Annotated in this window: 1 protein-coding gene; it reads left to right on the top strand. The window is 62.6% G+C overall.

What is annotated here, in order from left to right:
* Positions 1 to 46: 46 nt before the first annotated feature.
* Positions 47 to 1,063, top strand: coding sequence for a porphobilinogen synthase (gene hemB / locus AB5Y85_RS07310; protein WP_005357271.1), 1,017 nt, complete (start codon positions 47 to 49; stop codon positions 1,061 to 1,063).
* Position 1,064 lies beyond the last annotated feature (1 nt).

The raw sequence follows: 1,064 nt of genomic DNA, 5'->3' as shown, positions 1-1,064 counted from the left end.
GGCCACCTCCGCCGCGTTCTTCCAACTTCCTCTCCAGGAGTGATTCATGGCTACAACTCTTCCGGGCGCCTTTCCGGGTCGCCGCCTGCGCCGTCTGCGCAAACATGATTTCAGCCGTCGTCTGGTGCGCGAGAACGTACTGACCGTCAACGATCTCATCTATCCGGTGTTCGTGCTGGAGGGGGAGAACCGTCGGGAAGCCGTTCCCTCCATGCCGGGGGTGGAGCGTCTCTCCATCGATCTGCTGCTGGAAGAGGCTGCCGAGCTGGTGGAGCTGGGCGTGCCTGCCATCGCCCTGTTCCCGGTGACCCCGCTGGAGAGCAAGAGCCTGATGGCGGAAGAGGCCTACAACCCGAACGGGCTGGCCCAGCGCACCGTGCGCGCCCTCAAGGCTCGCTTCCCGGAGCTGGGGGTCATCACCGACGTGGCGCTCGATCCGTTCACCACCCACGGTCAGGACGGCATCATCGATGACGAAGGCTATGTGCTGAACGACATCACCACCGAGATCCTGATCAAGCAGGCGCTCTCCCACGCCGAAGCCGGGGTCGATATAGTCGCGCCGTCCGACATGATGGATGGCCGCATCGGTGCCATCCGCGCCGCGCTGGAAGAGAACGGCTTCATCAACACCCAGATCATGGCCTACTCCGCCAAGTACGCCTCCTGCTACTACGGCCCGTTCCGCGATGCGGTCGGTTCTGCCGGCAACCTTGGCAAGAGCAACAAGGCTACCTATCAGATGGACCCGGCCAACAGCAACGAAGCCCTGCACGAAGTGGCGCTGGATATTCAGGAAGGGGCCGACAGCGTGATGGTCAAGCCGGGTATGCCCTATCTGGACGTGGTTCGTCAGGTGAAGGATCAGTTCGGCGTGCCGACCTTCGCCTATCAGGTCAGCGGCGAGTACGCCATGCACATGGCGGCGATCCAGAACGGCTGGCTGAAAGAGAAGGAGACCATCATGGAATCCCTGCTCTGCTTCAAGCGGGCCGGGGCCGACGGCATCCTTACCTACTTCGCCAAGCGCGTAGCGCAGTGGCTGAAGGAAGATGCCCGTTAAG

This window comes from Aeromonas sp. R3-1, assembly GCF_040908345.1.
GTDB lineage: Bacteria > Pseudomonadota > Gammaproteobacteria > Enterobacterales > Aeromonadaceae > Aeromonas > Aeromonas veronii.
This window is presented reverse-complemented; position numbering and strand designations above follow the sequence as displayed.

Bases quoted from the DNA above. Each gene is read 5' to 3' on its own strand.
- hemB (WP_005357271.1), top strand. From the start codon at position 47: ATGGCTACAACTCTTCCGGGCGCCTTTCCGGGTCGCCGCCTGCGCCGT.